Below are 22,361 nucleotides of genomic sequence, written 5' to 3'. Positions count from 1 at the left end.
ACGTACTTTGCTGCGTTGCCTTTTAATTTATGAAGCGCTAAGCAATGTAAATAACAGAGTCACTGTCATGTCTAAAACGCGAGAGCGTAAGTATCTTAAAAAGCTCTATAACTTGCATGCATGGGTTGGTTTTCAGCTGGCCATTGTTATGTTTGTTATTTTAATTACAGGGACGTTTGCCACTATATCAAATGAAATAGACTGGCTTATTTTCGACGAAATGCGCGCAACGAGCGAGAACCATAATACTGACTCAGCGCCAGACTGGTCAGCGATTTATGACGCCGCTTCTGGCCATGCATCAGAGGTAAAAATAAAGTCTATCTCGACAATGGGAAGCGATTATTTTACCTACCGCGTGCGCGCGCAATTTGAAGATGGTAAAGACAGGTTTGTTCATGTAGACCAGTATACTAATGAGGTTACAGGCGACATCCCGCTTCTTACCGTTCAACGCTTCTTGCGAGATTTTCACCGTTACTTATTTATGCCCAATTATTTGGGCATGCCCACTGTCACCTTCTTTGCTTTTATTTTAGCAATATCACTCTACACGGGGCTGAAGACCACCCGCAATTGGAAAACAGCCATCACTCGATTGCGATTTCGCCAAGGTCCTCGAATACTACTAAGCGATTTACATAAAGTGTGTGGACTATGGGCAATTTGGTTTGTCGTGATAATTGTTTTAACGAGTTGGTGGTATTTATTCGAATTTGGCGCAGCGGTCGGCGGCACTCGGTTTGAACCACCCGCCCCAAAATTAACCCATAGTATTCACGAAAAGTACAACGCCCCTATTTCAGCACATCAGCTTGATAAAGCGGTGAGGATTGCTGAGAGTGCGATCGATAACTGGCAAATCACCAGTATTCAGTTCCCTAGTTCACCCAAAAGCACACTGCGCTTTAAAGGTGTCGGCGACAACCCGCTTTTGCGAGACCGCGCGCACAAGGTCGATATCGACCCAGTCACCCTCGAAGTCATTGCTGTGCAGTCTCCGGACAATATGGCATGGACGAATTATATTAATGAGTATGCCGACCCCATTCATTTTGGGTATTTTGGAGGGCTTGCCACCAAAGCCATATGGTTTATCTTCGGGTTGGGACTTACCGCGCTATCAGCGACGGGCGTAATGATGACGTGGAAACGAACCAAAAGCACCGCATTGACGAAGGTGCAAATACGCACTCTACCCGTTTTTGCAGTGTCGGCTATTTGTTTTGTGGTGTGGTTATCGCGTTATTTGTGAACTAGGTGACGCGCTTAGTATAAATTTGTTGGCCAGCTTGAGCGCGCAATAGTTTAGCTATTGCGCTTGATGGTTTGCCAAAGGGTTTCCATTTCCTCTAGGCTCATTGTATCGAGTTCAGTACCTTGTTCGCGGGCCAATTGCTCAACGCCCTTAAAACGCGCTGCAAATTTGTGGCTGGCTTTGCGAAGTGCCGTATCGGCATCCACTTTTAAATGACGCGATAGGTTGACCATAGCAAACAGTGCATCGCCAATCTCTTCTTCTATGGCGTCGTGATTAAGGGGTAATGTGTCGCCAGACTCAGTAGATTCACTCTCTAATGCAATATGTATCTCTTGCGCTATTTCATCGACTTCTTCGCGCACTTTATCAAGAACTGGCATTACCTCAGGCCAGTCGAAGCCCACTTTTGCACATGCTTTTTGTAGCTTTTGCGCATGCATAAGTGCAGGCATACCTGAGGGTACATTATCTAAAATACTGTTGCTTGTTGCTTTTTTAGCACGCTTCTCTTGTACCTTTATCGCTTCCCATTGAGCATTAAGCGACGCATCACTTAACGCATCACCGCTATTAGTGCCAGCAAACACATGAGGGTGTCGCCGCACTAATTTATCACTAATGCTTTGCGCCACGTCATCAAAGGAAAAAGCATCTTGCTCATTGGCTATCTGTGCGTAAAACACCACCTGAAACAATAAATCGCCCAATTCGTCTTTAATGTCGCCCATATCACCGCTGGCAATAGCGTCGGCCACTTCGTAGGCTTCTTCTATGGTGTAGCGCGTTAAGCTTTCCATGGTTTGTTTCACGTCCCATGGGCACCCCGACTCTTTGTCGCGCAACTGCGCCATAATGGCAAGAAGCCGCTGGGTTTCACTAAGCTTAAGCTTGTTTTCCTTAAGCTTGCTTTCCTTAACTCTGCTTTCGTTTTGCATCTGTCACGCCTTTAAGCTGTCGTAAACGCGTAAGTACTTTAGACACTGTGTCTAAATCTTGTACTTCGATAGAGATTGTAATAAGCGCGGTTTGTCTGTTTTTATCGCTTAGGCTGTTTACACCCAGTAGCGGCACATTTTCATTTGCCAAAACGGTGGTGATGTCGCGCAGTAGGCCCGTTCTATCGTGGCAGAAAATATCAATTCCGGTTTCAAAACCCACTTTCAGTTCTTCAGACCAATTAACCTCAATTTGGCGCTCCGGGTGTTGTGATAACAAATGCTGTAGCTGATCACAGCTTTCCTTGTGCACGCTAACACCACGTCCTTGGGTGATATATCCCAAAATAGGCTCGCCCGGCACGGGTTTGCAGCAGTTCGCTAGTTGACTCATAAGGTGGCCTACACCCTGCACCACAACAGCGTCTTTTTTACCACTGCCCGCTGCGGTTTTACGGGTTTTCACCTTCGGACTTATTTCAGGCTCGGCTTGAACAGGCTCTTGTAGGTGATGGATAAAGTTAATCACCTGCATAACGCGTACATCACCGGCGCCTACCGCCGTGTATAGGTCATCCACGCTTTGTAAGTTAAACTTTTCAAATGCTTCTGCTGGCACCTTTGCTGGCAAGTGCGCCCGCTGAAGTTCACGCTCTAGCAGCTCTTTGCCCGCCGCTAGATTTTTATCGCGATCTTGCTTTTTAAAGTACGAGTGAATGGTGGCGCGGGCACGAGAAGAATGCACATAACCAAGCCCTGGGTGCATCCAGTCACGACTTGGATTTGGCTCTTTGCCTGTAAGTACTTCTATTTGATCGCCACTTTGTAGCAGGTAAGTAAAGGGCACAATACGACCATTTACTTTAGCCCCTATGCAGCGGTGGCCTACATTACTGTGAATGTAGTAGGCAAAATCAAGGGGCGTAGCGCCTTGTGGTAAGTCAATAACGTCGCCTTTTGGTGTGAACACGTAAACTCGATCATCAAACACTTGGCTGCGCAATTCTTCAACCAAATCACCCGATTCGGCCACTTCTTCTTGCCATGCTAATATTCGGCGAAGCCAATTAATGCGCTCATCATAGCCAGACTGCTTGCCCGTACTGCCCTCTTTGTATTTCCAATGCGCGGCGACACCTAGCTCGGCATCTTGATGCATTTTCTGAGTGCGTATTTGAATTTCAACCGATTTGCCCTCAGGGCCAACAATTACCGTATGTATAGACTGGTAGCCGTTAGGTTTTGGCGTAGCGATATAATCGTCAAACTCGTTAGGTAAATGCTTATAACTCGCGTGAACCGTACCCAATGCCGCATAACAATCTTGCAGGCGTTCAGCGATAATACGGACCGCACGAATATCAAAAAGCTGCTCGAAAGTAAGACGCTTTTTCTGCATCTTCTTCCAAATACTGAATATGTGTTTTGGGCGCCCGTACACCTCAGCGCGTATATGCTCACTATCTAGCAAACCCTGTAGGTCGCTAACAATCGTGTCTATGTACTCGGCACGCGCTTTACGTTTACCGTCTAATTGCTGGGCTATCTGCTTGTAAGTTATTGGATGTAAGTAACGAAACGCAAGATCTTCTAATTCCCATTTGAGCTGGCCTATCCCCAAACGGTTAGCAAGGGGCGCATAGATGCTTGCGCACTCTCGGGCCACCATAACACGGGTTTCTTCATCAGCCTTTTTAACTTGCTGAAGTGCACAAATGCGCTCTGCCATTTTAATTACCACAGCACGCACATCTTCCACCATCGCCAACAGCATACGTCGTATGCTGTCGATATGCTGTTCATCCGATTTTTCAGCAAATCCAGAACCATTGACCTTGCGCGCATGAAGCGACTTTATCGCGTCCATACGACGTACACCCACGACGAGGTCACGTATTTCAGCGCCAAACTCCTCAAAGATATCGTCTTCGCTTAACGCATGTTGTTCACAGTATGGAAATACTAACGCTGCTTGAAGGGTGGCATCGTCCATGTTGAGCTGACAAAGAATTTCAACCATTTCCTGACCGACAAGGAGTCGCTCAGGAATATCTGAAACCGCGGTGAGCTTTTCTTTAGTCTCAGCGGTCAAATTCAAACTGTCTAACCACGCTTCAAACGGTGGTCTATCGGCTTCGTGTACCTTACGTGTTGATACCATATCCGTTACTCGTTACTGCTGCGCTGCGTAAATAAAGCCATCATTTCCATGTGATGTGTGTAGGGAAACATTTCTGCTACACCTGCCTTTTCCATGTGGTAGCCGCCTTCTAGTAGTACTTTTGCATCTCTAGAAAACGTACTGGGGTTGCAAGAAACATACACTATCGCTTTTGGTCGTGCTTGTACAAGTGCATGACATACCGTCAAGGCCCCTTCCCTTGAGGGGTCAAGCAATACCTTATCAAAGCCGGTGCTAAGTGCCTGCTTAACATTGTCTTCATTCGACAAATCTAAATGCAGCCAGTCCACGTTAGATATGCCCTGTTTAAGTGCATTCTCTTTTGCCCGCGTCACCATTTCGGCAACTCCTTCGATGGCCTGAACCTGAGCCCCAGTTTTAGCCATGGGCAGGGTGAAATTCCCTAACCCGCTAAACCAGTCAGCAATACGCTCGCCGCGTTGTGGTGCCAACCAAGCAAGCGCTTGGGCTATCATTTTTTGATTCACCGGCCCGTTCACTTGAATAAAATCGTTAGGTGCAGGGTTTAAAGTAAAACCTTCAGCGGTTGCGATAGACACATCTTGCGCAGTTTGCCCTTTTACCTGAAGCGGTGTTAACGTGCCTTTCTTATTTTCTAGCACCACGTAAACCTGGTTGCTCAGTGCAAAGTCGACAAGGTTTTCAATAAGTTCATTCTCGAGGGCTTTGGTATGCTTGATAGCCACTTGCGTGATGTTATCGCCCGCAACCAGCACAATATGCCCTATGTGCTTAGCGCTTTCAAAACCTTCAAGCGCTTCGCGCAGGGCTTTCGGTAACGTCTTGAGTGGGTCCACCAATATTGGGCAAGCATCAATATTCACAACCTTGTTGCTGCCTGCTTCTCGAAATCCAAGTTTAATGCGGTTGATGTTTCGCGCATCAATGGCAAGCCTTGCTTTTCTTCTGTATTGCTCACGATTACCAGATAGCGGCGGCTGCCAAATAGTGGGGTCCATCGCCAGCTGTCGCATGAGCATGTCTTTTAATGCTTGGTCGCGATATAGCAATGCAGCTTCTGCATCTATATGCTGTAATTGACATCCGCCGCACAGTTCAAATACAGGGCAAAATGGCGTGACTCTATCAGAGGAGGCATTGATTACACGACTTACACGAGCGTTGGCTACCTGCTTTTTGCTAGCCGTTATTTCTATTTCACAGGTTTCATTTGGTAACGCTCCTTCGACGAATATCACCGGATTTCCGCGCGCGACTCCTTGCCCCATCCAATCTAATGCATCGATTGAAACACGACTTTTATTGCTTACGTGTCCAGACTCGATATCCGAACCCCGTGCTTTAGCGTCTAGTTGTTTTTCTGATGTAGATGACTTTTTGAAACGCAGCCCAGCGACCTGTGCATTAGCACTGGTTCGTTTTTTAACGCCTTGCGTAGCGCTTTTTTTTTGTTTGTCGCGCGATTGCTTAAACAAGTTTGCCAAGTGAATCTCCGGTGGCTGAAATGCTATTAAAGGGTTTCAAGAATGACAGTGGCAACAGCATAGTGCTGCTCGTCTGAAATACTGACTACAGCGCTGACAATCCCTCTCGCTTCGCAGCGCGATGCGAACTCACCAGAAAACGTTAAACGAGGTGCACCCAACTCGTCGTTTGTCACTTCGATATGCTGCCAGCTAATGCCATTGCCGATGCCTGTTCCTAACGCCTTTACCGCCGCTTCTTTAGCGGCAAAACGCTTAGCGAGAAACCGCATAGGCGTTTTGTGTTCACAAAATTGTTGGTACTCGGCGGACGTAAGTACACGCTTAGCTAAGCGCTCATTAACGGTAACTCCGTCACCTGAGCGACAGCTTAAGCGCGCTATTTCAATAATATCGGTCCCTAAACCCGCTATTGCCACGTGAAAGCCCTACCTTTTTTTGCGAATTCTAAATACCAGCGCGAGCTTCTAACATGAGCTTACGCATATCGGCAACTGCGGTATGTAGCCCATCAAACGCCGCGCGAGCAATAATAGCGTGACCAATGTTTAGCTCGATCAATTGTGGTATCGCCGCAATTGGTTTTACGTTGTGGTAATGCAAGCCATGACCTGCATTCACTTTAAGTCCTAAGCTATCGGCATACTCAATGCCTTCAATCAATCGTGCTAGTTCTTTTTGCTGTTCATCTTCACTAGTAGCTTCTGCATACTGACCAGTATGAATTTCGATATAAGGTGCATTACACTTTGCAGCGGCATCAATTTGCGTCTTGTCAGCATCAATAAACAGCGACACCAAAATGTTGGCCTTGGCTAGCCTTTCACAAGCCGCCTTAATTGTCTCAAAGTTACCAGCTACATCAAGCCCACCCTCTGTAGTCAGCTCTTCGCGTTTTTCAGGCACGAGACAACAAAATACGGGTTTAACTTCTTCGGCAATGGCGAGCATTTCATCAGTGACTGCCATTTCTAGATTTAAACGCGTATTAATGGTTTGTGCTAATAAGCGCACATCACGATCTTTAATATGACGGCGATCTTCCCGAAGGTGCACAGTAATACCGTCAGCGCCAGCGCGCTCTGCAATATCTGCTGCATGAACTGGGTCAGGGTAATGGGTACCACGCGCATTGCGAAGTGTTGCGATATGGTCGATGTTAACGCCTAATAAAATCGTGCTCATTTCACCACCTGGGTTTTGTAGGCTGAACAAGGGCAACAGCCAAAAAAAGTTTACCAATAGAGTCGCGCAATTGTAGCAAAGTTTTTAGACTACAGCGGCGTAAATGCTATGCGTTAACAGAAAATAATGTAATGAATTCGAGGGGCTAGCCTTTATTTTAAGTGCGCAAGTTAAGCGCGCGAGCTATGCTAGCGACTTTTGGGCATGAATAATTCGCGACTCTTAAGTGGTTTATCACCAATAAGCGGTTTTAGCAGGTCGCGACAAAGGACTTTAGCGACTTTCTTACTTAGTGGCGTAAATTCTCCTTGAGCGAGGGAAAGTAAAGCTGTTCCGGGAAAGCCTCTCGCCCCTTGAATATGCTCGGGCATTTGCACAAAACCTGCGTCAGCTTGAAAATGGTAGCTGCCGTTTTCTTCAATAGGCATCTCATATTCAACATCGGTCGTAAAATCAGGTAATAGCCCCATTTCATCTAATAATGCAAACTCGAATTGGCGCAATGTAACTTCTATGTCGCCTTGCTCACTTAATGACATAAGTGCCTGTTCATAAGCATTGAACACGCCATCGCTGGCAAGGCCGCTTGGCATGATTCTATTGGCAAGTTCATTGACGTACATAGCACAAAACAGTGATGTCCCTACAAGGGGTATAGAGGGCGAAACACTTTCAACATGCGACAAATTCTTTAAATCAGACTTTCCTCTTAATTGAACACGTAATTGCTGGAATGGCTGCAACAAACTCTTCTTATCTGATTTACTGTTCTTAACACCTTTAGCTACTGCGCTTATACGCCCTTCTTCTAACGTGAAAAAGTCAACAATATAGCTTGTTTCACGGTAAGGGCGGCGGTGCAATACATAAGCGTTTAGCCAGTCGTTGTTCATACCTTTTCCACGATGCTTTTACCTAATCTACGTTGCACATACCTTTGCCACCTTGTGGGTCGCGCTTATGTGCCAAAACGCTAGCTGCGCTTTATACGAACCACTTTCATGGTTTCAAACTCGATGCCCGCGACGTCTTGCACTTGTCTGTAGTACGTCACGTTAACACGTGCCCCTTTAAGGCTTTGATATTGTTGCTTTCGCCGATAGATAAAAGGCACATCTATACCTTCAAGCATGATGGTGTGACGAATCCAATCACTGTCTTTCTCTTCACGCTGGACATGCGAGACCACTTTTGCATTGTCAGTCTGGTTTAGCTGCTGGTGCTTCTCGACGAGTTTTTGTCGCTCGCTTTTCATAGTAGACATTCCCCAATCGAAGGCTAGCAGGCCGTGATTTGCTCAATGATAAGTTGCACCGTTTCCTGACCGCGAAAAACATTGATATCAAGACGGTAAGCGATATGAACCCGCCTCACCATAGCGTTGGGCCAGACGTTTAAATCCACATTAAATGCAATTGCATCTATTTCATTATTTCCATCACTTTTTAACACCATTTTGAGGTGTTTTTGCCCGACAAGCCTTTGGTCTAGCAAGGTAAATTCACCATCAAACAATGGCGACTCAAAGCCTTGCCCAAAAGGCCCCGCTTGACGCAATTGGTGAGCAAACGTCAAACACAACTCGCTGTCGGTTAAGTCACCATCAGAAAGCAGCGCGTGATTGCCGTCAAGCTTTGCCATATGTTGACTGGCAATAGCGACAAACGCGTCTTCAAACGCATTGAGCTTAGCAAGTGGTAAACTGAGCCCGGCCGCCATGGCGTGCCCACCGAATTTATCGATAACCCCCGGGAAGCGCGTATTAACTTCATCAAGTACATCGCGAATATGAACGCCAGGAATAGAGCGTGCTGACCCTTTAATTATCTCATCGTCTTGATGTGCAAAGGCAATCACCGGCTTTAAATACTTCTCTTTTAGCCTGCCCGCAACAATACCAATTACGCCTTGGTGAAAATCTTCTCGGTAAACCACCAAGGCTTCAGGCATCTCGCCTTCATTTAGGGCCATACTTTCAAGGGTTTGCTCAGCCTGGGCTTTCATACCCGTTTCAATTTCTCTGCGCTCTTTGTTAAGTGCATCAAGTTCAGCGGCAATCATTCTTGCCTGAATGGTGTCGTCTTCCAGCAAGCACGCTATACCTTGTGACATATCATCTAGACGCCCTGCTGCATTTAAACGCGGCCCTACGACAAACCCCAAGTCTGTTGATGTTAAGTGAGCACATTCTCGGTTTGCCACTTCTACTAGCGCTTTAATACCCGGACGGCACTTGCCAGCGCGTATTCGCTGCAAACCTTGATGAACGAGAATTCGGTTATTTTTATCTAGCACCACTACATCGGCCACTGTCCCCACTGCCACAATATCAAGTAGCGATGCCAAGTTCGGTACAGCAATATTAGCCTTTTCGAAATATCCCCGTGATTGCAACTCGGCTTTCACTGCCAACATAATGTAAAAAGCAACTCCCACACCAGCGAGGTTTTTAGAAGGAAACTCACAGCCAGGTTGGTTAGGGTTTACTATCGCATCAGCGTCTGGCAGTACATCACCAGGCAAATGGTGATCAGTAACAATGACATCAATTCCCTTTGTCTTAGCATGAGCGACACCATCAATACATGAAATACCGTTATCAACCGTGACAATTACGTCAGCGCCTTGCTCTGCAGCCACATCAACAATAGGCACACTCAGGCCATAGCCAAAATCAAAACGGTTAGGTACTAAATAGTCGATATTGTGATGCCCCATCATTCGCATCGCTAAGATACACACAGAAGTACTGGTCGCGCCGTCTGCGTCAAAATCGCCGACAATAATAAGCTTTTCATTTTGCTCGACGGCATCTGCTAGCATGCGTGCGGCTTTCGGCATACCTTTAAGCTCATTAAAATGCGTTAGCCCTTTGAGACCATTTTCCAAGTCATCAATACGCACAACATTACGACCGCGATAAATTCTATCAATAACGGGGTGAAGGTCTGCGCTTAGCGAGTCGCCAGAGACCTCTCGGCGAACAATGGGCAATATCATGAGGTACCACTATATATCGTTGTAAATTATGAAGCTGAGTATTATATCTGTGCAGTAACCACTTGCATGTCATGCAAGCGCGACTGCAGCCAAAATAGTACCGCAGAAAAACAAAAAACGCACAAAGCGTGCGTTTTTTTATCTAAAATAATGTAAGGAGTATGCTTACTGTGCTTGCTCTAGTGCTTGAACAAGTAAGTCAGCAGGTTGATACCCCGGGATAAGTGAACCGTCAGGTAAAATGATATTGGGTGTACCATTTACGCCTAGCTTTTGTCCTAACAGGTATTGCTCAGCCACTTTATTTTTACAACTTGCACTTGCTACATTGTCACCGGCTTTGGCATCAGTTAGGGCCTGCTGTGGATTAGCGGCACACCATACAGAAACCATATCTTCATAGTTCTGGCTATTTAACCCTGCTCGAGGAAACGCTAAATATTGAACCGTCACACCGTTATCATTTAATTCGCCAATCTCATTGTGCAGTTTGCGGCAATAGCCACATGTTGTGTCGGTAAATACGGTGATCACATGTTTTTCATTTTTTGCTTTAAACGTTATGGCAGATGAAGCCATGTCTTTCACACCGGCTAAGCGCAGTGACGATAATGCTACTTCCGTTTCATTTCGCATATTCTCATCAATATTGAAAACGCGAGCCTGAAGTAAGTATTCGCCGCTGTCACTTACGTAAAACAAACCGCGATTAGTCGATACTTGCACTAGACCAGGTACAGGAGAGTCAGCAAAGCTATCTACTTCAAGACCTAACATGGTTGTTAGCTTCGTACGAATTGCGGTTTCGTCAGCGGCATGGGCAATCACACTTACAAAACTAGTTGCCACAACAGCGCTCGCTAACAAAAATTTCTTTATAGCTTTCACTCAATTACTCCATTACATCATATCTGGCTTACACTAAAAAACGACCACATCTCTTATGCAGCATGTCGTTCAACGCCTAATAAAAAACCCCTTGGTTATTTATCAGACCTAAGGTACGCCCTAAAAATTTCATTTATTTGCCGCTATGCTAACACACACCAGCGGGAACAAAATACTGCAGACTCGCCGCTTGTCGCAAACCTGCTCACAATCATAGCAAAGCGCTTTGATCGTGAGCTTCCGTGCAACCTAGCCCCTAGGATGATGGCTATGTATCAGTGTTTGCAATCGCTCTGTCGCTACATGGGTATATATTTGCGTAGTAGACAGGTCACTGTGACCTAGTAACATTTGCACAACACGTAAATCCGCTCCATGGTTAAGCAAGTGAGTAGCAAAGGCATGCCGCAATGTATGGGGTGACAAATGCTGCTCGATACCCGCTTTTACCGCATAGTATTTTATGCGATGCCAAAACGTTTGCCGCGTCATTTTCTGCCCGCGCCTACTCAAAAACACCACATCAGTTTGTTTACTTGCCAAAATAGGCCTTGCCGTCTTAACGTAGGTAAGTAACCACTCGATGGCCTCTTCCCCCAAAGGTACAAGGCGTTCCTTATTTCCTTTACCGACAACGCGCACCACGCCTTGTTGCAAACTAACCTGTTCCATCGTCAAACCAACAAGCTCGCTTACTCGAAGCCCTGTGGCATACAGAACCTCAAGCATGCTTTTATCGCGGCATTCGATGGGATCTTCGGTGTCTGGCGCGGCAAGTAAGTCTTCGACTTGCTGCTGTGATAACGACGAGGGTAATGACTTTGGCGTCTTAGGATTAGATAAAGCTGATACCGGACTATCTACGCGAATCTGCTTACTTATAAGAAAAATAAAAAAAGCTCTAATGGCACTTAGCGCACGCTGCGTGCTTCGTGTCGAAAGACCCTTTTCATGCCGATAAGCGAGGTAGTCCTGCAGCTGCTCTGTAACAAGCAATGCAATATCTTTGACACCTTGATTATTACAGTAAATTGCTAATTTAGTAAGGTCGGTGCGATAACTTTGCTGGGTGTGCTCAGACAGCCCTTTTTCTAACCACAGCATTTCAATGAAGCTATCAATGTGCGCTTGACTTGCCGCAGGCACGTAGGTCAATTCACGTTGTGTAGATTTCATTTAAAAGCCACGCTTTTGCTTAATAAGTTCGTATGCAGACTGAATGTCTTGTGCTTTCTTTTTAGCAATTTCCATTGCCTGCTCAGGTAACCCTTTTGATACTAATTTGTCAGGGTGGTGTTCAGCCATTCTTTTGCGATACGCGCGCTTGATAACCTTTTCATCATCTGAAGCTGAGACGCCGAGTATGCGATAAGCATCATCAATAGTTTGTTGTTCTGAATAAGCCTGCTGCCCTTGAGCGCCCTGACGATATTGCCCATTAGAATACGAGCGTTGTCCACCACGCTGCCTAAAACGGATTTCTGCTTCGTACATTGAAATAAGGTAGTCGAGGTCACGACGCCTAAACCCAAGCGGTTTCGCTACCTTTTCAAGTACGTTGTACTCTTCTTGTGACAAGGTGCCATCGGCAAAGGCAGATTGAATGAGAATTTCTAAAAATACCTGAAGAATATCGCGGCGACCATGAGTCGCTTCATAAAAGCCTTTAAGTGTCTCAACCAAAGGAAAGTCACGTGCTTTCCCTTCGCGAAACGCATCTTGCGCCTCGCGACGGGCATCGCCGGTTAACCGCATTTCATCCATTAATGCTGTCGCGATTTGTATTTCTTTGCTGGTCACCTTTCCGTCTGATTTAGCAAGATGCCCCAGTGCGCTAAAAAGACTGTGAAAGAAAATAGCTTGTTGCTTTAGGCTATTTTGGTCGGTAAAAAAACGACCAAATCCACCAAGCTGATTGAAATCCTGGCTATAAGCTTTATCAAAAAAGTGCCCTACAACTAAGCCGAGAATCGCACCTGGAATCTTTAAGAACATAAAGCCGAATAAGGCACCGAGGATCTTCCCCCAAATAGACATCTACGCGTACTCCATTGTTTGCTTAGTTTCCCATTACTTGGCTTTATTACTCGCAGACTCACTCCATTTTTTAGTCAAAATGAACTGCGGCATTTCAGAGCACTATATCAAACGGCTCTCTTAATCCAAATAAGATGTAGGTGTGGAGTGAAAATTTTCAAGCTTAATGGGTCATGCGAAAAGCGTTTACCGCTCATATTTTCTATTAGGTGATAGATAATATGCATTTTTTCACATCAATGGTTGGTAATTGCGCGAGAAGTGCTTAGAATTGACCGCTTAGACTATTAGCGTCCTCCTTTAGCAACAATTAAGCTTTGAAATATGCTTGAGGTGGGGTAAACAATAATGCTGAACTATACAAGACGCGCGTCGTCTTAGCTGGGTTATAAAAGCAATTTACAACAAATAGGCCACCCATTAACGCATGAAAAAAACCTGCGCCATCGTTGTTTGTGCGACATTTTTGCCTACTGTCGCGTTTGCACAGGAAACAACAGATTCTCGTACTAATTCAGATTCGAATGCAGCTCCACTTGCGTTCTGCTCTGTTGAACCTGTTACCTTTAGCAGCAAAGCACTTATGCCTAAAGGGCATGTTAAGGTTGAAGCCAATCGCACTGAAATTATACAAGACAAAGTGGCGTTGTTTTCAGGCGATGTTGATATTACCTCTGACACAGCGGTTATTCAGGCCGCGCAAGCGCAAGTTAACGGCAACGGAAAAGATCTGATTGCCAAAGGCGATGTCACCTACCAAGATGCCCAACTAAAAGTAGAAAGTGATTCCGTTTCGCTTCGCTCTGTTGAAGAGCGCTTAGAAATGACGAATACCCGATATCAATTGACGGGTTTCGTGGGTCAAGGCGCGGCAAAAGACATTGTTTTAGATACCGACACCGGGATTGTGTTAAAAGACGTAAGCTTTACTACGTGCCCTGAAGGCGATGAAGACTGGTTAATTCGCGCCAGCGAAATAAGCCTAGAAAAAGGCACCGTTTGGGGTCAAGCCAAACACACCCGCTTCTATATTGCTGACGTGCCTGTTTTCTATCTACCCTATTTTGCCTTCCCAGTAAGTAACGAGCGTCAAACTGGCCTACTATTTCCAGAGCTTACCAGCTCTAGCAGAACTGGCGTAGACTATACTCAGCCGTTCTACTGGAATATCGCCCCCAACTACGACATGACAATAGCACCGCGGGTTATGACACTACGCGGCGTTCAGTTAAATACCGAATTTCGCTATTTAACCGAGCACAGTCAAGGTAAAGCGTATGTCGAATATTTACCGAGTGATTCAGACATATCTGGCAACCCAGACCGTTATTTTTACCGTTTACAGCACCAAGGGTTAATTGGCGATAATTGGCTTCTAAATGTTGATTTTAACGGGTTAAGCGATAACAACTACTTATTAGATTTAGGTTCGGATTACTATAGCCGTGCCGACACCCACCTGTACCGCAGTATTGGTATGAGCTATTACTCAGAAAATCTGTCGGTGAATATGCAGATTAAAGACTTTGAAGTGTTGGGTAATACTGCAGATAGTTATCGCGCGGTTCCAGAAATTAAAGTTAATTATAACAAACCATTAGGTGATTTTTTTGAGTTTAATCTCGACTCAGAAGTTGCTCATTTTGACAATACGTTAGATACCGCACCTACTGCAACACGCTTTCATATAGCGCCAACACTTGCAATGCCACTGCGTTCTGCATGGGGAGAGTTTACTGCTGAAACTACGTTATTTCAGACGGTATACCGTCAAGATAACGTAGAGGGCACAGACTTAGATGAAAACGTAGAGCGCACACTTGGCCAAGGCCGACTTTACGGAGCCTTGTATTTTGAGCGAGATAAATCGTGGTTTAGCGATGACATGTCAATGACCTTTGAGCCAAAAATACAGTATTTGTATACGTCGTATGAAGACCAAACTGCTATTGGCTTTTATGATTCTACGCCGCTACTTACTGACGTAGAAGGGCTCTTTAGAGGACAAGAATTTACAGGCCTTGATCGTATCAGCGACAACAATCAAATTACCCTTGGTGCGACCACGCGAATGTTAGATAAAAACAATCGGGAACAATTTGTCCTAAGTGTGGGTCAGATATTCTATCTTGAAGATAACAAAGTTGTGGCCGCCACCAAAAATCAAGACCGTTCAGCACTTGCTGCCGAGGTTGATTGGCGCGTTAATAAAAATTGGTTCTTCCATACTGACGTTCAGGTAACAACAGATACTGACAAAGTCGACTTGAGCAGTCTTGGGGTAGAGTACAGAAAAGATGACGCGCGCTTTATCCAAGTCAGCCACCGTTATGTACGCGACTTAAGTGGCGAAACCATTGATCAAATTGGTATTTCTGCAAGTTGGCCTATTTCTGAGAACTGGCAGTGGGTAGGCAGAACCTATCGTGATTTAGAGCGCCATCGCAGTGTTGAAACATATACCGGTATTCAATATGAATCGTGCTGCTGGGCAATTCGCTTAGTTGCTCAAAGAAGCTTGAATAATCGATTCAATGCCCGTGGCGAGCAAACCACAGACGACTTTGACTCTGGTGTGTCGCTTCAGTTTATCTTTAAAGGTATAGGTTCTTCAGGAACCCGTAGAAGCATGCTAAAAGACGGTATGTTTGGCTATCGCCAGCCTTATAGTTTAAATTAACCCGCAGTTGAGCATACGCAAGTGTGCACAAGTGTAATTAACCAATAATAAAAGAGTGTGTATGAAGTTCATTATCCGAGCATTGATGTTAGGTGCCCTACTCTCATTTAACAGCATTGCGCAAGAAGTTATGCTAGACCGCGTAGCGGTAATTGTTGACCAAGGCGTGGTACTTGAAAGCGAGATCGAAGCCCTTGTGCAGGAAGTAAAAAGAAACGCCGAGGCGAATGGCCAGCAGCTCCCCTCTGATCGCGCACTTCGCACACAGGCCATTGAACGACTCATTACAAAAAGCCTTCAGCTTCAAATGGCTGAACGCATGGGTATTCAAATCAGTGACCCTCAATTAGAGCAAACGATTGGGAATATCGCGGCGAGTCAAAATGCTACTATTGAGCAACTTCGCGAATCAATAGCACTTCAAGGCATTGCTTATGAAGATTATCGCGAAGATATCCGCGAAGAAATTATCATGGGTGAAGTTCGCCGCGCTAATGTGCGCCGCCGTGTTTATATCACACCTCAAGAAATAAACACCTTGATAGAACTTATGGAACAGCAAGGTGCCGAGCAAGCGGAATATCGTCTTGGTCACATCCTTATTGGATTTCCAACGGAGCCAACAGACGAAGACATTCAGGCGGCACGTGAACGCGCTGACAAAGTTATTGCACTTTTGGAGTCTGGTTCAGACTTTGCTAAAATAGCCATCGCATCTTCTTCAGGTAACGAAGCACTTGAAGGTGGTGACATGGGATGGATGAACATCAATGCTATGCCTACCCTATTTGCAGAAGCAATTCAGGGTAAAGACAAAGACGTATTGGTTGGTCCAATTCGAAGCGGCGCTGGCTTTCACATTCTAAAAGTACTTGATACCCGTGGAATTGAAAAAATTACGGTAGAAGAAGTTAACTCACGCCATATCTTGGTAAAACCGTCTATTATTCTTAGTGAAGACAAAGCCAAATCGATGCTAATTCGCTTTAGAGAAGAAGTTGAGAGTGGTGAGTCTGACTTTGCTGAATTGGCAAAAGAATATTCTGAAGATCCTGGTTCTGCACTGCGCGGTGGTGAATTAGGCTGGTCAGATCCAGAGAACTACACACCGGCATTTAAAGAAGCGTTGGCACAACTTGAGCCAGGTGAGTTTAGCGATCCGGTTCGTTCAACGTTTGGCTGGCACTTAATTCAACTTATCGATCGTCGAGTTGATGATGCAACAGACAAGCGCAAAGAAGAAAAAGCATCTCAGTTAATCTTCAACCGTAAATTTGCCGAAGAAACCGAAAACTGGCTTCGCGAAATGCGCGATGCGGCATATGTTGAAGTTGTAGATTCATAAACATTAAGTGATACATGAGTACACCAATTAAAATAGCAATTACGCCGGGAGAGCCGGCTGGAATAGGGCCAGATTTAATCATTAAACTGGCCCAAGAGACATGGCAAGCACAGCTTGTCGTGTTTGCCGACGGTGACATGCTCAGGGCAAGGGCCGAACGGCTAGGTTTACCGCTAACCCTTATTGAATACGACGCCAATAACCCGCAAGTACAAGCTGCGGGTTCGTTGTTTATTAAGCAGATAGATAAATCTATAGACGTTATCGCAGGTACGCTTGATAGCGAAAATGGACTTTACGTTGTCGAGACATTGCGACAAGCCTGCCAAGCCAATATGGATGGAGACTTTGACGCAGTTGTTACAGGCCCTGTACATAAAGGCATAATTAACAAGGCAGGGGTATCATTTAGCGGACATACCGAGTTCTTCGCCTATCAATCTAACACTATCGATGTGGTTATGCTGCTAGCAACGGAAGGACTTAACGTTGCCCTTGCGACAACACATATCCCGCTAGAGTACGTGGCGAAAGCGATCACTCGTGAGCGATTACACAAAGTGATTCACATCATTAATACCGATCTTAAACTTAAATTCGGTATTAAAGAGCCCCACATTTACGTATGTGGACTAAACCCTCACGCTGGTGAAGATGGACATATTGGAACGGAAGAAATTCATACCATCATACCGGCACTGGAAGAGTTACGCGCTGAAGGTTTGAATATTACCGGGCCTTTGCCAGCCGATACCATTTTTCAGCCGAAGTATTTAGAAAATGCTGATGTTGTACTGGCTATGTACCACGACCAAGGCCTACCTGTATTAAAATACAAAGGCTTCGGCGCATCAGTAAATATCACTCTAGGTTTGCCTTTCATTCGTACCTCAGTAGATCACGGCACCGCCCTTGACCTTGCAGGTACAGGAGAAGCTGACGCTGGAAGTTTTAGAAAAGCATTGGAAAAAGCCATTGAGCTTGCACAACATCAACAATGAGTAAAACACATTTAGGCCATACGGCCAGAAAACGATTTGGCCAAAACTTTCTTCACGATGAATATGTGATTGGAAAAATTGTTGCCGCAATTGGCCCCAAAAACGAACAAAACTTAGTCGAGATTGGCCCAGGTCTTGGTGCACTAACCGATCCGGTATGTGAAGAGGTTGACGCCTTAACGGTTATCGAACTGGACCGAGACTTAGCTAAGCGGTTGCGCCATCACCCTTTCAATGGTGACAAGCTAACCGTTATTGAACAAGATGCCATGACAATGGACTTTTCGGCCTTATTAAAAGAAATGCCGATTAAGGACAAAAAGCTTCGCGTGATTGGTAACTTGCCGTACAACATCTCAACGCCTTTAATGTTTCATTTATTCGATCACGCCAGCAGTATTGAAGACATGCACTTTATGCTGCAAAAAGAAGTGGTGAATAGATTGGCTGCTGGGCCCGGTTCAAAGAACTATGGCCGTTTATCGGTTATGGCACAATATTACTGTCATGTCATTCCTGTACTTAACGTGCCGCCAGGTGCTTTCAAGCCTGCACCAAAGGTAGACTCGGCAGTAGTAAAATTAGTTCCCCACAGTGCACCACCCGTTGATGTTGTTTCGGTAAATACGCTTGAGCGTGTCTGTGCACAAGCCTTTAACCAACGCCGAAAAACCATTCGTAACTCTTTGAAAGATTGCTTGAGTGAAGAAGAAATAAGCGCATTAGGTATCGACCCAACATGTCGGGCAGAAGTGCTGTCTCTTGGCAATTTCGCCACACTTGCCAATGCAGTTTCAGCTAAAGAGAGCCAGCAAGAGCAGTAAGGCATCTATGGAAGAACTCGATATTCAGGTGCGAGTGAAAACTCGCCACCTTCCTGACCACCTCCCTTCTGACGCCAAGCAATACGCGTTTGCCTATCACATCACAATAGAGAATAAGAGTAACGAGACAGTTCAATTGATTAATCGTTATTGGCGTATAACCGACGCAAACGGTAAAACCTCTGAAGTGGAAGGGGTCGGTGTTGTTGGAAAACAGCCGATATTAAAGGCAGGTGAAAGTTTTGATTACACCAGTGGCGCGGTCATTGACACACCCGTTGGAAATATGGAAGGCTACTATGAAATGGAACGTGAAAACGGCGAGCGTTTCCGCGTGCCAATTTCAGTATTCCGTTTAGCCATTCCCAGTATTCTCCATTAAGGTAGCTTCGCATGTCGCAAGGCAACACGTACGTCATTGGTGATATTCAAGGTTGTTATGATGGTCTGCGTCGCGTGCTGGATAAAGCGCGCTTTGACCCCAATGCCGATTCACTCTTCGCAGTGGGCGATTTAGTGGCTAGAGGTGAAGACTCTCTAAGTACATTGCGCTTTCTTAAATCTCTTGGTAACAGTTTTTCCAGTGTTTTAGGGAATCACGACCTCCATTTACTTGCCGTTGTAAATAACATACGCAAAGCGAAAAAATCGGATAAGCTCGCGCCGCTACTCAGTGCTCCAGATTTGCCGGAACTTGTGGATTGGTTACGTCACTTTCCTCTTGCCCAAAAAGTAGCAAACAACACAGTCATCGTTCATGCAGGCTTATATCCTATGTGGTCAACGCACAAGCTACTTGCGTTAAGTGACGAAGTGAGTGATGTACTCAAGCGCCCGCAATACGCTACCTTTCTAACAGAAATGTACGGCAACAAGCCTGATAAATGGTCAGAGGAATTAACAGGTAGCGAACGCCTGCGGTTTATCGTAAACGCCTGCACAAGAATGCGTTTCGTTCACAAAAATTCGACGCTAGATTTCGATAACAAAGCACATCCCAGTGCCATAATGCATAGTACAAGCAGCACCTTACTTCCATGGTTCGAACATAAAAATACGCATTTGCGCCACAATGAAAAGGTCGTTTTTGGGCATTGGGCCGCGCTGGCAGGACAAACCAATAACCCGCAATTTATTGGTCTAGATACCGGTTATGTATGGGGCCAATCCATGACAATGTTAGAGCTTGGTAGAAATGAGGTAATTAGCGTTTCGGCATGAGCGTACGCTTCATTTAGTAAGCAAACTTGCTTACGAACAGTAAAAACTTGACCTAAACTGGTACAACCAGTAACTATTTATGTGCAAATAGCATAAATAAAGTAAACATTAAGTCCCTGAAGCCGATACAATTATTTGTGATAGTAACGATGATGTATTAAACCTTCACCCTAAAGTACAATCACATTCGTGTTGATTTGGGTGTATTTTAATAAGGTTGAGGGGTAATATCGTTAGTGATAAGAACAAAAATGCACTCATCCAGGAGTTCCGATGAAAATAACCGTAGCCACGCGCGTAATCGGGGGATTTGTAGCGATCAGCGCACTTCTGATCGTAATCAGTGTTGTTTCGCTTTATAACCTCAATTCAATAGGCTCTGCGACCGAAGAGGTCAACGATGTCGCTCTTCCAACCGTTGCAGGTAGTAACGCGTTGAAAGCCAGCTTTCTGAACATGGGTCGGCTAACTTTTGAGAGTTATATTGAAGAAGAGCTCAATGGACTTGAGAAAAAACGCACTTCGTTTAACGCCGCAAAAGAGAGCTTTGATAGTGAGTACAAGAAACTTGCCCTTGCTGTCGATGACCAACCACAGTTAAAGAGTACGCTGAATTCAGTTCGACAATCTTTTGATGCGTATACCGTAAACGTCGAAGAAATGTATAAGAATCATGAAAAGTACTTGGGACTTCGCAATACAATTCAAGACCGCTTAGGCGACGCTGAAGATAACGCAGATGACGCTTCAACATATCTTCTTGATTTTTCTGACTTAGATGCTGTTCAAAGCAACGCTAGTCTACGTAGAGCAGCCGAAGTAGGCAGTCAATTAGAGTCTTCACTGTTATCCCTACTTACGGTATCTAACGAATACGTAAAAACGCAAACGATAGTGCGCTCTCAAACTTTGGGTAATGAAGTTGACCTTGTTGTTGAAAAAGTGGTTACCCAGCTAAGCGAAATGGTTGAAACCGCTGGTGGCCGCGATGACTCAGGAACACTGGATGAAATTAACGATTTAGTTAACGGTGCAGTAAATGCGATTAAAGCAAGTGATGGCGTAGTTCAGCTACATGTAGATCGCTTAGAGCGCCGAAATGATGCGGAAAAAGCGCTTAACGCATCTGATGCGAATATCGCTCAGGGCATTATTGAGCTAGAAAAACTGTTAACAGAAGCCGACAGAAAGGCCAGCGATATAGAAGAACAGGTAAACGGCACCATCACGACAGGTAACACCATTGTTGTGCTAGTGGTACTTTTCTCAATTGCCATTGCTGCATTTATTGGGTTTGTAACAGTACGCGCGATTACTCGCCCGCTTTATCGCGTTAATGAGTTACTGACAGTAGCATCGTCTGGAGATTTAACACATCGCCTTGATGATTCAGCACAAGACGAGTTTGGACTGCTGGCCAGAAACTGTAATAAGCTAATTGGTAACTTGAAAGAGTTGATCACTGCTATTAACGTGCGTGCAGAGCAGCTTGCTGCCGCATCAGAGCAAACCTCAGCAGTGACCGCGCAAACTACGCATTCAATCCAAGACCAAAAGTCGCAAATTGGACAAGTGGCCACAGCAACAACAGAAATGCACTCCACGTCACAACTTGTGGTGCAAAATGCAGAAGATACGCTTAGTCAAATCCGTCATGCGGATGCCGAGGCAGAAAATGTCAGACAAATTTCAATAGAAAACAAAAATACTATCGAAATTTTGGCTAAAGACGTTCAAGACGCAGCAGACGTTATTAATAAGCTTCATCAAGATAGCGCAAGTATAGGCGGCATTCTTGACGTTATTCGCGGTGTTGCAGACCAAACTAACTTACTTGCACTTAACGCAGCAATTGAGGCGGCGCGTGCTGGTGAGCAAGGTCGTGGTTTTGCGGTTGTAGCTGACGAGGTAAGAACCCTTGCAAGCCGTACTCAAGAATCTACCCAAGAAATCAACGCCATGATTGAGGTTCTACAAGCTGGCGCTGAACGCGCTGTTGCGGTTATGAATCAAGGTAAAGAGCAAACCGCAGCCTGTGTGGCGCAAACTGAACGTGCAACACAGGCTCTGGACATTATTTCTGATGCGGTGCATAAAGCGCACGATGTAAGTTCTCAAATTGAGCAGTCGGCCCGTGAACAAAATACGGTATCGCAAGAAATCAGTGAGAAGCTTGAAACTATAGTAGGCATTGCAGAAGAGACTACCGCTGGTGCACAACAAACGTCTGAGTCTAGCCACGAAGTGGCAAGATTAGCGGAAGAACTGCAACAATCAATTCGTCAGTTTAAGGTGTAAATACCCGTAAACTCGATAAAAAGTATGTAATGAAAGGG

Annotated in this window: 19 protein-coding genes; 8 read left to right on the top strand and 11 right to left on the bottom strand. The window is 45.3% G+C overall.

The features are described 5' to 3' along the window. Nucleotides 1-67: 67 nt before the first annotated feature. Nucleotides 68-1,255: a PepSY-associated TM helix domain-containing protein gene (locus LHL20_RS07505; protein WP_226432858.1), complete on the top strand. Its 1,188-nt coding sequence runs from the start codon at nt 68-70 to the stop codon at nt 1,253-1,255. 53 nt (nt 1,256-1,308) lie between these two features. Here the strand turns inward: LHL20_RS07505 and mazG are convergent, their stop codons facing one another. The 11 genes from mazG to djlA all read right to left on the bottom strand — a co-directional run bounded on the left by mazG (nt 1,309) and on the right by djlA (nt 12,954). Then, complete coding sequence (gene mazG, locus LHL20_RS07500) at nt 1,309-2,196, bottom strand: nucleoside triphosphate pyrophosphohydrolase (RefSeq protein ID WP_226432857.1); 888 nt, start codon at nt 2,194-2,196, stop codon at nt 1,309-1,311. Beyond that, nucleotides 2,174-4,357: a GTP diphosphokinase gene (gene relA / locus LHL20_RS07495; protein ID WP_226432856.1), complete on the bottom strand. Its 2,184-nt coding sequence runs from the start codon at nt 4,355-4,357 to the stop codon at nt 2,174-2,176. Before relA ends, mazG begins: the two co-directional genes overlap by 23 nt. Before the next feature lie 5 nt (nt 4,358-4,362). Then, entirely contained in the window at nt 4,363-5,844 is a 1,482-nt protein-coding gene (gene rlmD, locus LHL20_RS07490; protein ID WP_226432855.1) for a 23S rRNA (uracil(1939)-C(5))-methyltransferase RlmD, read from the bottom strand. Between the two features lie 26 nt (nt 5,845-5,870). Further along, nucleotides 5,871-6,263 carry a holo-ACP synthase gene (gene acpS, locus LHL20_RS07485; protein WP_226432854.1) on the bottom strand — a complete coding sequence of 131 codons (393 nt, stop codon included), beginning with the start codon at nt 6,261-6,263 and terminating at the stop codon, nt 5,871-5,873. 28 nt (nt 6,264-6,291) lie between these two features. Next, a complete protein-coding gene (gene pdxJ, locus LHL20_RS07480) occupies nt 6,292-7,029 on the bottom strand; it encodes a pyridoxine 5'-phosphate synthase (protein ID WP_226432853.1) in 738 nt (245 codons plus the stop codon). Between the two features lie 188 nt (nt 7,030-7,217). Further along, nucleotides 7,218-7,922: a DNA repair protein RecO gene (recO, locus tag LHL20_RS07475; RefSeq protein WP_226432852.1), complete on the bottom strand. Its 705-nt coding sequence runs from the start codon at nt 7,920-7,922 to the stop codon at nt 7,218-7,220. A gap of 80 nt (nt 7,923-8,002) precedes the next feature. Then, nucleotides 8,003-8,284, bottom strand: coding sequence for a hypothetical protein (locus LHL20_RS07470; protein ID WP_202263656.1), 282 nt, complete (start codon nt 8,282-8,284; stop codon nt 8,003-8,005). A 23-nt stretch (nt 8,285-8,307) separates the two neighbouring features. Continuing rightward, nucleotides 8,308-10,029: a single-stranded-DNA-specific exonuclease RecJ gene (gene recJ / locus LHL20_RS07465; protein ID WP_226432851.1), complete on the bottom strand. Its 1,722-nt coding sequence runs from the start codon at nt 10,027-10,029 to the stop codon at nt 8,308-8,310. Between the two features lie 165 nt (nt 10,030-10,194). Further along, nucleotides 10,195-10,917 (bottom strand): bifunctional protein-disulfide isomerase/oxidoreductase DsbC, encoded by a 723-nt coding sequence (gene dsbC / locus LHL20_RS07460; protein ID WP_159623962.1) that lies wholly within the window; start codon nt 10,915-10,917, stop codon nt 10,195-10,197. A 249-nt stretch (nt 10,918-11,166) separates the two neighbouring features. Continuing rightward, nucleotides 11,167-12,093, bottom strand: coding sequence for a site-specific tyrosine recombinase XerD (xerD, locus tag LHL20_RS07455; protein WP_226432850.1), 927 nt, complete (start codon nt 12,091-12,093; stop codon nt 11,167-11,169). Next, nucleotides 12,094-12,954, bottom strand: coding sequence for a co-chaperone DjlA (djlA, locus tag LHL20_RS07450; protein ID WP_226432849.1), 861 nt, complete (start codon nt 12,952-12,954; stop codon nt 12,094-12,096). It abuts the gene before it with no gap. A 427-nt stretch (nt 12,955-13,381) separates the two neighbouring features. Between djlA and LHL20_RS07445 the strand changes: the two genes are divergently transcribed. The 7 genes from LHL20_RS07445 to LHL20_RS07415 all read left to right on the top strand — a co-directional run bounded on the left by LHL20_RS07445 (nt 13,382) and on the right by LHL20_RS07415 (nt 22,323). Next, the gene (locus tag LHL20_RS07445; RefSeq protein WP_226432848.1) at nt 13,382-15,634 is read left to right on the top strand and encodes an LPS-assembly protein LptD; all 2,253 of its coding nucleotides are present in this window, start codon (nt 13,382-13,384) and stop codon (nt 15,632-15,634) included. Nucleotides 15,635-15,695: 61 nt separating this feature from the next. After that, complete coding sequence (gene surA / locus LHL20_RS07440; protein ID WP_159623966.1) at nt 15,696-16,979, top strand: peptidylprolyl isomerase SurA; 1,284 nt, start codon at nt 15,696-15,698, stop codon at nt 16,977-16,979. Between the two features lie 14 nt (nt 16,980-16,993). Then, on the top strand, nt 16,994-17,980 hold the full coding sequence (pdxA, locus tag LHL20_RS07435) for a 4-hydroxythreonine-4-phosphate dehydrogenase PdxA (protein WP_226432847.1): 987 nt from the start codon (nt 16,994-16,996) through the stop codon (nt 17,978-17,980). Beyond that, nucleotides 17,977-18,804, top strand: a complete 828-nt coding sequence (rsmA, locus tag LHL20_RS07430) for a 16S rRNA (adenine(1518)-N(6)/adenine(1519)-N(6))-dimethyltransferase RsmA (RefSeq protein WP_226432846.1) — start codon at nt 17,977-17,979, stop codon at nt 18,802-18,804. The genes pdxA and rsmA overlap by 4 nt, the downstream gene beginning before the upstream one ends. A gap of 7 nt (nt 18,805-18,811) precedes the next feature. Continuing rightward, nucleotides 18,812-19,186 (top strand): Co2+/Mg2+ efflux protein ApaG, encoded by a 375-nt coding sequence (gene apaG, locus LHL20_RS07425; protein ID WP_226432845.1) that lies wholly within the window; start codon nt 18,812-18,814, stop codon nt 19,184-19,186. A gap of 11 nt (nt 19,187-19,197) precedes the next feature. Then, nucleotides 19,198-20,025 (top strand): symmetrical bis(5'-nucleosyl)-tetraphosphatase, encoded by an 828-nt coding sequence (locus LHL20_RS07420; protein ID WP_226432844.1) that lies wholly within the window; start codon nt 19,198-19,200, stop codon nt 20,023-20,025. 273 nt (nt 20,026-20,298) lie between these two features. Next, complete coding sequence (locus LHL20_RS07415) at nt 20,299-22,323, top strand: HAMP domain-containing methyl-accepting chemotaxis protein (RefSeq protein ID WP_226432843.1); 2,025 nt, start codon at nt 20,299-20,301, stop codon at nt 22,321-22,323. Nucleotides 22,324-22,361: the final 38 nt, after the last annotated feature.

Source organism: Alteromonas sp. McT4-15 (assembly GCF_020515205.1).
Classification (GTDB): domain Bacteria; phylum Pseudomonadota; class Gammaproteobacteria; order Enterobacterales; family Alteromonadaceae; genus Alteromonas.
The sequence above is the reverse complement of the archived record's forward strand: the minus strand, read 5'-3'. Positions and strand labels throughout refer to the sequence as shown.

Bases quoted from the DNA above. Each gene is read 5' to 3' on its own strand.
- LHL20_RS07420 (WP_226432844.1), top strand. From the start codon at position 19,198: ATGTCGCAAGGCAACACGTACGTCATTGGTGATATTCAAGGTTGTTAT.
- djlA (WP_226432849.1), bottom strand. From the start codon at position 12,954: ATGTCTATTTGGGGGAAGATCCTCGGTGCCTTATTCGGCTTTATGTTC.
- LHL20_RS07445 (WP_226432848.1), top strand. From the start codon at position 13,382: ATGAAAAAAACCTGCGCCATCGTTGTTTGTGCGACATTTTTGCCTACT.
- pdxA (WP_226432847.1), top strand. From the start codon at position 16,994: ATGAGTACACCAATTAAAATAGCAATTACGCCGGGAGAGCCGGCTGGA.
- recO (WP_226432852.1), bottom strand. From the start codon at position 7,922: ATGAACAACGACTGGCTAAACGCTTATGTATTGCACCGCCGCCCTTAC.
- LHL20_RS07415 (WP_226432843.1), top strand. From the start codon at position 20,299: ATGAAAATAACCGTAGCCACGCGCGTAATCGGGGGATTTGTAGCGATC.
- LHL20_RS07470 (WP_202263656.1), bottom strand. From the start codon at position 8,284: ATGAAAAGCGAGCGACAAAAACTCGTCGAGAAGCACCAGCAGCTAAAC.
- pdxJ (WP_226432853.1), bottom strand. From the start codon at position 7,029: ATGAGCACGATTTTATTAGGCGTTAACATCGACCATATCGCAACACTT.
- relA (WP_226432856.1), bottom strand. From the start codon at position 4,357: ATGGTATCAACACGTAAGGTACACGAAGCCGATAGACCACCGTTTGAA.
- xerD (WP_226432850.1), bottom strand. From the start codon at position 12,093: ATGAAATCTACACAACGTGAATTGACCTACGTGCCTGCGGCAAGTCAA.
- apaG (WP_226432845.1), top strand. From the start codon at position 18,812: ATGGAAGAACTCGATATTCAGGTGCGAGTGAAAACTCGCCACCTTCCT.
- rsmA (WP_226432846.1), top strand. From the start codon at position 17,977: ATGAGTAAAACACATTTAGGCCATACGGCCAGAAAACGATTTGGCCAA.
- recJ (WP_226432851.1), bottom strand. From the start codon at position 10,029: ATGATATTGCCCATTGTTCGCCGAGAGGTCTCTGGCGACTCGCTAAGC.
- surA (WP_159623966.1), top strand. From the start codon at position 15,696: ATGAAGTTCATTATCCGAGCATTGATGTTAGGTGCCCTACTCTCATTT.
- LHL20_RS07505 (WP_226432858.1), top strand. From the start codon at position 68: ATGTCTAAAACGCGAGAGCGTAAGTATCTTAAAAAGCTCTATAACTTG.
- mazG (WP_226432857.1), bottom strand. From the start codon at position 2,196: ATGCAAAACGAAAGCAGAGTTAAGGAAAGCAAGCTTAAGGAAAACAAG.